Genomic DNA, 9,127 nt, shown 5'->3' on the forward strand with positions numbered 1-9,127 from the left:
AAGACGGTCACTCCTGTGACTCGGGAGCACCACGGTCCCGGACTCACTCGAGGACTTCCTCCCCGGCGGCGAGTTCCGCCGTGGCCAGCGCCGTCGCCGGGTCCTGGGCCGCGTCGCCCGCGGCCACCCAGCGGCCGCGTTCCTTGTGGTACGGCCACCACCGGCCGTCCCGCCCGAGCCGCAGCTGACTCGCCGCGCCGACGACGGTCCACCGGTTGCCCCGCATCCGGAGCTGCGGCCGCTCCTCCTCGTCCCAGGCCGACTCCAGCGCGGCACGCGCGCGTGCCAACTCCTCACCCGGTACGGCCCACTCCTCGTCGAGCACCGACAGCGCGGCCGCACCGCCGTGCCGCCAGGCGCGCACGGCCACCGCCAGCCCCTCCCGGCCTCGCCCCGACTCCTCGGCGAGCCGGCCGGCCACCGTCGGCTCCGGATCGGCCGCGGCCAGCCTCACGGCATCCTCGGCAACCGTCGACTCCCCGGCCGGCCCCCGCCGTTCGTGCCCGTCCTGCAGTGCCTCGGCGAGCAGCCGATGGGCTCGTGCGGCGGTCCGGGCGGCCAGGAACTCCAGGGCGGCCGGGTCCACGCCGGGCGCGGGTGCGGCCTCGGTGTCCAGGGACGGCGGCGTGCCCGGCCCGGGCAGTTCGGGCAGGGCGGGCAGCGGCGGCAGGATGTGCCCGGCCGCGTACGCCTCGGCGGCGTCCACGCCCTCCGGCTCGGCCCGCTCCTCGACGGGCGGGCCGCCGCGCGTCTGGAGGTCGTCCAACAGGACGCGTTCACCGCGTCCGCGCATCAGCAGCAGGACGAAGGGATCCTGGTCGAGCAGCCGCGCCATCTGGTAGCAGAGCGCCGCGGTGTGCCGGCAGTGGTCCCAGGCACCGCAGTCGCACTCCGGCTCCAGATCGCCCAGGCCCGGCAGCAGATCGACACCGGCCGTCTCCGCGTCCTCCACCAGGTGCGGCGGCATCTCCTTGTCCAGCAGGGCCGCGACATGCCCGGCGCGTTCGACGGCCAGGTCCAGGAACCGGTCCCACTGTTCGCCGGAGAGCTCCTGCCACAGCACGTCGGCCCGGTGCGCCGTACTGCCGCGGTCCTGGACGACGGCCGTGATGCGCCCCGGCCGCACCGACACCGCGCCGACCGCTCCCGCGCGCGCGAGCCCGCGGCCCGTCCTCAGCTGTCCGGAGTCCAGCGCCGTGTCCTCCAGGGCCTTGAGCCAGGCCTGCCCCCACCACGTCTGCGCAAAGCCCCGCCCGCGCCCGGGCGACAGCGCCGCGAACGTGCGTTCCATGTCACCGTCGTGCCGAGTGACGGCATCACCGTCGTACCGGGTCATCGTGCGCCCCCTCGCAGTTCCACCAGTTCCGCCAGCTCCACGTCCGTCAGTTCCGTCAGCGCGGCCTCGCCCGAGCCCAGCACCGCGTCGGCCAGCTCCCGCTTGCGGGCCAGCAGGGCGGCGATGCGGTCCTCGACGGTCCCCTCGGCGATCAGCCGGTGCACCTGCACCGGCCGCGTCTGCCCGATGCGATACGCGCGGTCCGTGGCCTGCGCTTCGACGGCGGGGTTCCACCACCGGTCGTAGTGCACGACGTGCTCCGCCCGGGTGAGGTTCAGGCCGGTGCCCGCGGCCTTCAACGACAGCAGGAAGACCGGCACTTCACCTTCCTGGAAGCGCCGCACCATCGCCTCGCGCTCGGCGACGGGCGTCCCGCCGTGCAGGAACTGCGTGGACACGCCCCGGGTGTGGAGGTGCCGTTCGAGCAGGCGCGCCATCTGCACGTACTGCGTGAAGACCAGCACGCCCGCCTGCTCGGCGAGGACGGTGTCGAGCAGTTCGTCCAGCAGCTCCAGCTTCCCGGACCGCCCCGTGATCGTCGGCCGCTCCTCCTTGAGGAACTGCGCCGGGTGGTTGCAGATCTGCTTCAGACCCGTCAGCAGCTTCACGATCAGTCCGCGCCGCGCCATGCTGTCCGCGCCGGCGATCCCGGCGAGCGCCTCGCGCACCACGGCCTCGTACAGGCCCGCCTGCTCCGTGGTGAGCGACACGGCGTGATCGGTCTCGGTCTTCGGTGGCAGCTCTGGCGCGATGCCCGGATCGGACTTGCGGCGTCGCAGCAGGAACGGCCGGACGAGCCGGGCGAGCCGCTGCGCGGCGGCCGGGTCCTGACCGCCCTCGACGGCCTCGGCGTAGCGCCGGCGGAACGTGCCGAGCCGGCCCAGCAGGTCCGGAGTCGTCCAGTCGAGGATCGCCCACAGCTCCGACAGGTTGTTCTCGACCGGAGTGCCGGTGAGCGCCACACGCGCGCGTGCGCCGATGGAACGCAGCTCGCGCGCGGTCGACGAGTACGGGTTCTTCACGTGCTGGGCCTCGTCCGCCACGACCATGCCCCACGGCACCCCGGACAGCCGGGCCGCGTCCAGGCGCATCGTGCCGTACGTGGTGAGGACGAACTCGCCGTCGGCCAGGTCCTCCAGGCCGCGCCGGGCGCCGTGGAAGCGGCGCACGGGTGTGCCGGGGGCGAACCTCTCGATCTCCCGCTGCCAGTTGCCCATCAGGGACGTCGGGCAGACCACGAGGGTGGGCCCGGCGGACGCGGCATCCGACTGCCGGTGCAGGTGCAGGGCGATCAGTGTGATCGTCTTGCCGAGCCCCATGTCGTCGGCGAGGCAGCAGCCCAGACCGAGGGACGTCGTGCGGGCCAGCCAGTTCAGGCCCCGCCGCTGATAGTCGCGCAGCGTGGCGGCGAGTGCGGCCGGCTGTGGCACGGGCTCCTGCGTCTCCGGGTCCGCGAGCTGCTCCCGCAGCGCCGCCAGCCACCCGGTGGGCTGCACCTCGACCCGGCTGCCGTCGACCTCCGCCCAGCCCGTCAGGGCCGCGCCCAGCGCGTCGACGGGCGTGACCTTGCGGTCCTGCTGCGCGCGGGCGCGGTGCACCTCCTGCGGGTCGACGAGGACCCACTGGTCGCGCAGCCGTACGACGGGGCGGTCGGCCTCGGCGAGACGGTCCAGCTCCGCGCGCGTGAGCCGCTGGTCGCTCAGGGCGAACGACCAGTTGAAGGCGAGCAGCGCGTCGGCGGACAGGAACGAGGGCAGCTGCGCGGGGAACGATCCGGGGCCCGTCTCGTCGTCCGGCGGCCCGACCTCCGCGCGCGTGGTGAGGCCGCGGGCGAGTTCCCTGGGCCAGTGCACGTCGACTCCGGCGCCGGCCAGCGCCCGCGCGCCCTCGCCGAGCAGCTCAGTGACCTCCTCGTCGACGAGGTCGACCGCGTCCGGCACGGTCGCCGACAGCAGGGGCGTGAGCGTGGGCCAGGCCCGCGCCGCGCGGCGCAGCGCCAGCAGGGCGTCCATCCGCGCGCGCGGACCGAAGGCCTCGGTCCGCGCGCCGGCCCACACCTCGGCGGCGTCCGCGACGAGCGCGGGATCGCTCACGCCGTGCACCTGGAGCACGGCCCGGAACGACACCTCCGCCTCGTCGGGCTCAGCGGCCGAAAGCCCGCGGGCCTCGATCCGCAGCGACAGCCGTACGCCCGCGTCGTGGCCGGCGGCCACATCGGCGGCCCAGGCGCGCTGCTCCGGCAGGTGGGACGGCTCCCGCGCCGCGTAGGCGGGGCCGCCCGTCACCAGCGGCGCGGCGGGGGAGCGGGGCAGCGTGTCGGCGACGGCGTCAAGGAAGGCGCGCAGCAGCCGCTCCGGGTCGGGCAGCCGTAGCGGCTCGCCGCCGTCCAGCGGTACGGCGTGCGCCTCGGGCGGCATCGCGGCGGCCAGACGGCGGATGTGCTCGGTCTCCTCCGCGCGCAGCGGGCCCGCGCGCCAGGCGTCGTGGTCGCCGGGTGACAGGCCCGGCAGCAGCAGTCCCCGCGCCACGAGGTGCAGGGCGTACAGGGAGGCGGCACCCCAGAACACGGCCGCGCGATGTCCGTGCGCACCGGCACGCGCGCGCGTGAGGACCGGCAGGGCCGCGCTCACCGGGAGCAGGACGGCCGGTACGGTCGCCAGGCCGACCCCGTCATCGGCGGGCACGACCACGGACAGGTCCTCGACGGTGGCCGAGGCGACGGCCGGAGGGGCCGTGCCGTCGGGCTGCCAGAAGGCGAGGCTGCCGGTGCGGGCCGGATCACCGGGCAGGAACACGGCACAGCAGCGGCCCAGTTCGGAGATCTCGGCGGGATCGGAGGGAGGTGCCACGGAAGTCATCTGCACAGCGATGGCGCATTCCTCAAATTTGACTAGTCGAGTCGGGAGCGGCCAAGAGTACAGCATTCCCAAGGACGACGGGCACGATTTCGTTGTGATCCAGCACACTATGTAGGTGCAGTGAAGTCCTGCCAGGGCGGAGTCGGCGACGGGCTCTCAGGGGAGAGTAGGGGTCGCACCTCAGGGTCGTCTCAGGGTTGCCGTCGGAACCGCGGGAAGCGCGGGCCCGTTCTCAGGACAGAGAGCGGCAATGGCCGCGAAGGAGGCGACACGATGTCGAAGAACGCCAAGATCGCCGCAGGAGGTGTGGCGGCCGGGCTCATCCTGCTGATCTGGCTGCCCTGGTGGGCCGCGCTCCTGATCATTCTGGGAGTCCCGGCCGCCGCGTATCTCACGCTGGACCCGTCCCAGCGGCGCAGGCTGCGCCGTGTCACGCGCAAGGAGCTCGGCCGCTGACGAGCTGACACTTGGATGCGGCCACGGCGCAGGGATCAACCGGACACGCCGCCGCCCGTGGGCCCGAGGGCGGCGGCGTGCCACGCCCCGAAAACCGTTTGCGCCATCGATCATCCCGACATCACCATGACCGGCATGACTTCAGGAAAGGAGGCCCAGCGACTCCACGGTGAGCGCTGATGGCCGGACCCGAGGCGTCCCGGACGCCGTCCCGACAGCCCCAGACCCCGCCGGTGCCCCTGACGCCCGCCTGGCTGAGGACCCACTTCGACCCCCTGCCCTTCCCGGCACGCATGAGTGCCCTGGCACGCTACGCCCGCGCCCTCACCTCGCCCGCCTACGAGACCCTTTGCCACGCCCTCGACACCGGCGACCCCGACGAGCGGCACACCGCCCTGTTCCTGGCCGTCGCCCGCCGCGACCTGGAACGGGTGGCCGAGGCCCTCACGGACCCACTGCTCGGCCGCCGCGCCCGCTCGGCCGCGCTCCGTCTGCCGGTACCCGAACAGGCCGTGGAACGCCTCGCCCTGAGTGAGATCAGCGCGGTCCGTCAGGACACGTACCGTCTCCTCAGGCTCAGCCGCCGCAAGGACCTCGCCGCCAGACTTCTGCCGACGGTCCGTGAACGCCACGGCGCACGGGAGGCGGCCGCCCTGCTGCCCGCCTGCCCCGCCGAGACCGTGACGGCCTGGCTGCCCCGCGTCGACGCGGGCCCCAGCACACTCAACTCCCTGGCCCGCACCGCACCACGCGCCCTCGCCGCACACCTGGCGGCCCAGCGAGAGCGGTACGCGCATCAGAAGGCGCACCGCTTCACGCGCCGCCATCGCGCCGTGGCGTCCCTGGCCGCGCACCGCGACCCCGAAGCGGCGCTTCTGCTGCTGGAACGGGCCCCCGACCTGCTCACCCCGCACGCCGTACGGGCCGCCCTGCACCGGCCGGCCCAAGCCCTGACCGTCCTGCGTGCGGCCCGGCCCGGCCACGACGGCCACCGGACCCAGCACTCCATCCCGGCCGGGCCGCTGCCCCCGGGCCTGCGCCGCGCCCTGCTCGCCCTCCTGGTCGAGGACCGCGTGGCCCTCGCCGAACTGTGCCACCCACCGGCAACCGGCACCACGCCCCGGGCCCCCACGAGACGGCTCCGGACGGATTGCTACTGCTTCTCCCGCCCGCCGAGCGGCGGCGGGTCGTCGAGGACCGCACGGGCGCACGCCGCCTGCTGAGCAGAGCCGCCCTGAGCACCCTCGCGGCGCTCGAACCGGCCGACCGCGCCGCCCTGATCGCACCCCGACGGCTACCGCGGCAGCCCGTGGATGACGGCCCGGCTGGCGGTGGCCCTGCCCCTGGCCGACGGAGAGCCCGCGCTGCGCGAGCTGGTCGGCAACCACCGCGCGCACATCCGCGCCATGGCCTGGCCCGGCCTGCTGGCCTGTGCCGAACTCGAAGGCGACCCCGAGGAGTTCGCCCGGATCGCGACCGGCTGCGAACGGGCCTGGCACGACCAGGACGAGGTGCGCCGCCCCGTACTCGAACAACTCGCCTGTACGGCACCGCGACTGCTCGCCGCCGTACCCGAACGCGCCCTGCGCGACGCCGTCCTCACCACCGTCCAGTCCCGCGACTCGACGGCCGCCACCCTCGCCGCCGCCGAACGCCTCCTGTACCGGGTCGCCGAACGGGCGGCGGCGGAGGGCTGCGCCTTGCGGGCGGCCCTCGCCGTGGCCTCGGCCGGGCCGGGTCGCCGTCCCGGCCCGGACGGGTCAGCTGGGGCGTACGGCCATCTTGTCGAGGGCCTCCAGCAGACCCGGCAGCTCCGGTCCACGGCCCACCGGCAGAACCTCGCCGGGTTCCTCGTCGACCAGCACGAACGCGATGTCGTCAGTCCTGGCCACCAGCGACCAGCCGGGGCCGTCGGCCCGCAGCATCCGCGCGTCGCCCGTCGCGAAGGACGACCGGACCCGGCCCAGGGGCGGCGGAGTGTCGACGTAGGCACGCGCCTCCGCGAGCACCCGCCGTATGGCGCTGCGCCCCTTGCCGGCCTCGCTCCCGGCCTCTGCGGCGCCGGTCCCATTGGCGTCCGTCCGGGTCCCACCGCCGTTCGCCGCGATCCCGCCACCGTCCGCTCCGGGACCGCTGCCGTCCGCCCCGGGACGGCCACCGTCGGCCGCGTTCCCGCCGTCATCCGTCCCGGCCTCGCCCCTGTCCGCCCCGCCCGTCGCAGCGGAACCCCGGTCCTGCGCACCGGAATCGTCGGCGGACCGGAACCGGGAGTCGTCCACCTGCTCGCGCCACAGCGCCCACTGCAGAGCTATCTCGTCGGCGCCCAGACGGCGCTGAGCCGGGCCCCAGGTGCTGGTGTCCGGCGGGCCCAGCGGCGGCCCGTCCGCGACCTCGGGAGCCGGATCGTGCGGGGCGGGCACGCCCGGAGCCGCGACGGCGACCGCGAGCGGCCAGCCGGGCAGGGCGGCCACAACCGTGCGCTCGTCCGGCGACAGGTCGTACTCCATGCCGCAGTCCCAGGACGCGATGGCGACGGCGACCAGCGAGACGTCGTCCACGACGACGGTCCAGCGCGCGCCGTCCCCGTCCTGCCCGAGCACCAGCCCGTACCCGTCTGCCAGCGGAGGGAGACCGAGCGCCGCGCACGCCTCCGGATAGTCGTCGCCCAGCACACTCGGGAACTGCGCCGGCGTCAGCAGCACCGCCGTGAGCACATAGAGCGCATCGTCCTCGGCGGCGACGGCGACCTCATCCGTCCCGGCCATCCCAGCCTCCCCATCAGTTCGTCCAACGGCGCGCACCCTAGTGCGACCGGAAGCCGGTTGTCACGACTCGTACCCGCACCTGGAGCTGCAGCTTCCCGGCCGCACCGGGCGAATCGCCCCCCGCCTCCCGGCGCGTCAGGCCGCCGGCAGCCCGAGCAGCGCACGGGCCACGGTCCGCGGCGACTCGCTCCCGCTCCCGCGCGAGCGCGATGACGGCCCGGCACGCCAGCTCGTTCACCCCGAACGACAGCGCTTCCGGTGACACCCAGCCCGCAGCCCCGTCGATGCGTTCCTGATCATCCTCCGCACACGCCGAGACGTACGCGGCGGCGGCCTCGAAAAGATTGTGTGGACGTTTGTCCCGGCCGGTGCGCACTCCCCGCGCGCGGCATCGAGGAGTCTGGCGCAGGCCTTGCGTACCCTGCCCAACACGCTGGCCACCTTCCCCCTGTGTGGCTGCCCTGGCCGACCGGACATCTCCTGTTCCTCAACGTAGAGTTGGTGCCCCGGCGGCAGAAGGGGAACGGTGCAGTGAAGCGCTACGAACGCCTCGCACAGATCCGGCGCATGGACCGCATGTCGTCGTTGCTGATGTCGTAGCTGCGGTGCATCTGGTTGATCCGGCGGATCGCGGTCCGGTGCTGCCGAAGCCGTGCTCGACGATGGCGTCCAGCGGCAGCGAGGTGTCGTCGTGGCGTTTCTGTGTACGTGCGGTGCACGTTCGTCGTGATGCCCAGTGCTGGATCGACGCCTACGGCTGGCGCAGGCTGTCCCGCCAGGAGACCGTCGCCGGCAGCGTCCACTACCGCCTCTTGGGTCGCCACATGGGCATAAGGGACACGCCGGCCGCCGAGTGAGACGGCGCGGTTACTGGCGTGGGGTCAGCCTTCGCGGACGGCCAGCGCCAGGAACCGGTTGTCCTCGTCGACGTACGACGTCATGCGCCAGCTCGAACCGGCCAGCAGCGGACGAAGGCGGGGCTCCGCGCGCAGGTCGTCCGGGGTGATCTGCCGCCCGTGGCGTGCGGCCAGTGCCGCCCTGCCGATCGGGTGGAACAGCGCCAGCACCCCGCCGGGGCGCACCACCCGCGCCAACTCCCGCAGGTTCTCCGCGGGATGCGGGAGATGCGAGATGAGGCCCGCGCCGAACACGGCGTCCAGCGCCCCGGGACGCAGCGGCAACGCGGCGACATCGGCGAGCAGCAGCCGCCCGTCACGGTCCCGCCCGGCGCGCACTGCCTCCTCCAGCATGGCCGGTGTCAGATCGGCCCCGACGACCACGCCCGAGGCTCCCACGGCCGCCCGCAGCGGCGGCAGCGCGCGCCCGGTGCCGCAGCCCGCGTCGAGCACCCGGTCGCCCTCCCGCAGCCCCAGTTCCGCCACTGCGGCCGCGTAGGCCAGGTCGTCGTCGGGAAACCGGCTGTCCCAGCCGGCGGCGCGCGCGGTGAAGAACTCCCGGACGTGTGTGTGGTCGTCGCTCATGTTCCGCATGATCCCTCACTGGCACGGATGACGCCGCTGCGCGCACGTTCGAGCTTGGCGCGATCGTTCCGGAACATATCTGAGTCATATTCCAGCACCTTTCGAAATGCGCCCCCGTTGTGCGCCCTCGCCCGGACTAGCGTCAATGCCGTGTAGTTAGGGCTTGCCGATTAATAACTCGCTGTCTTGATCTCCGGTGGGTGGGTGAGTCCTGCCGCGCTGGCGAGGGCG

The 9,127-nt window shown here is 74.0% G+C and carries 6 protein-coding genes and 3 pseudogenes; 3 read left to right on the forward strand and 6 right to left on the reverse strand.

What is annotated here, in order from left to right; translation table 11 throughout:
- Nucleotides 1-43: 43 nt before the first annotated feature.
- Together H8R17_RS37690 and H8R17_RS37695 are read right to left on the reverse strand one after the other, a co-directional pair.
- Nucleotides 44-1,336, reverse strand: a complete 1,293-nt coding sequence (locus H8R17_RS37690; RefSeq protein ID WP_187827718.1) for an SWF or SNF family helicase — start codon at nucleotides 1,334-1,336, stop codon at nucleotides 44-46.
- Complete coding sequence (locus H8R17_RS37695; protein WP_262505828.1) at nucleotides 1,333-4,194, reverse strand: DEAD/DEAH box helicase; 2,862 nt, start codon at nucleotides 4,192-4,194, stop codon at nucleotides 1,333-1,335. The genes H8R17_RS37690 and H8R17_RS37695 overlap by 4 nt, the downstream gene beginning before the upstream one ends.
- A gap of 273 nt (nucleotides 4,195-4,467) precedes the next feature.
- Here H8R17_RS37695 and H8R17_RS37700 point away from each other — a divergent pair, with 273 nt between their 5' ends.
- Nucleotides 4,468-4,650: a hypothetical protein gene (locus tag H8R17_RS37700; RefSeq protein WP_187827720.1), complete on the forward strand. Its 183-nt coding sequence runs from the start codon at nucleotides 4,468-4,470 to the stop codon at nucleotides 4,648-4,650.
- A 179-nt stretch (nucleotides 4,651-4,829) separates the two neighbouring features.
- On the forward strand, nucleotides 4,830-5,873 hold the full coding sequence (locus H8R17_RS37705; protein WP_187827721.1) for a hypothetical protein: 1,044 nt from the start codon (nucleotides 4,830-4,832) through the stop codon (nucleotides 5,871-5,873).
- Nucleotides 5,874-6,410: 537 nt separating this feature from the next.
- Here H8R17_RS37705 and H8R17_RS37710 read toward each other — a convergent pair.
- The 3 genes and pseudogenes from H8R17_RS37710 to H8R17_RS37715 all read right to left on the reverse strand — a co-directional run.
- Nucleotides 6,411-7,415, reverse strand: a complete 1,005-nt coding sequence (locus H8R17_RS37710; protein ID WP_187827722.1) for a hypothetical protein — start codon at nucleotides 7,413-7,415, stop codon at nucleotides 6,411-6,413.
- Nucleotides 7,416-7,550: 135 nt separating this feature from the next.
- Nucleotides 7,551-7,847 (reverse strand): annotated as a pseudogene (locus H8R17_RS47880) (hypothetical protein).
- 140 nt (nucleotides 7,848-7,987) lie between these two features.
- Nucleotides 7,988-8,130: pseudogene (locus H8R17_RS37715) on the reverse strand (DUF2236 domain-containing protein); the annotation flags it as partial.
- Between H8R17_RS37715 and H8R17_RS37720 the strand changes: the two are divergent.
- Nucleotides 8,121-8,266 (forward strand): annotated as a pseudogene (locus H8R17_RS37720) (DUF2236 domain-containing protein); the annotation flags it as partial. The pseudogenes H8R17_RS37715 and H8R17_RS37720 overlap by 10 nt on opposite strands.
- Nucleotides 8,267-8,296: 30 nt before the next feature.
- Here H8R17_RS37720 and H8R17_RS37725 read toward each other — a convergent pair.
- Complete coding sequence (locus tag H8R17_RS37725) at nucleotides 8,297-8,896, reverse strand: class I SAM-dependent methyltransferase (RefSeq protein WP_187827723.1); 600 nt, start codon at nucleotides 8,894-8,896, stop codon at nucleotides 8,297-8,299.
- Nucleotides 8,897-9,127 lie beyond the last annotated feature (231 nt).

Source organism: Streptomyces sp. TRM68367 (assembly GCF_014495685.1).
In the GTDB taxonomy this organism is placed as follows: domain Bacteria; phylum Actinomycetota; class Actinomycetes; order Streptomycetales; family Streptomycetaceae; genus Streptomyces.

Coding starts and splice junctions, on each gene's coding strand:
- H8R17_RS37690 (WP_187827718.1), bottom strand. CDS start 1,336: ATGACCCGGTACGACGGTGATGCCGTCACTCGGCACGACGGTGACATG.
- H8R17_RS37695 (WP_262505828.1), bottom strand. CDS start 4,194: ATGACTTCCGTGGCACCTCCCTCCGATCCCGCCGAGATCTCCGAACTG.
- H8R17_RS37700 (WP_187827720.1), top strand. CDS start 4,468: ATGTCGAAGAACGCCAAGATCGCCGCAGGAGGTGTGGCGGCCGGGCTC.
- H8R17_RS37705 (WP_187827721.1), top strand. CDS start 4,830: ATGGCCGGACCCGAGGCGTCCCGGACGCCGTCCCGACAGCCCCAGACC.
- H8R17_RS37710 (WP_187827722.1), bottom strand. CDS start 7,415: ATGGCCGGGACGGATGAGGTCGCCGTCGCCGCCGAGGACGATGCGCTC.
- H8R17_RS37725 (WP_187827723.1), bottom strand. CDS start 8,896: ATGAGCGACGACCACACACACGTCCGGGAGTTCTTCACCGCGCGCGCC.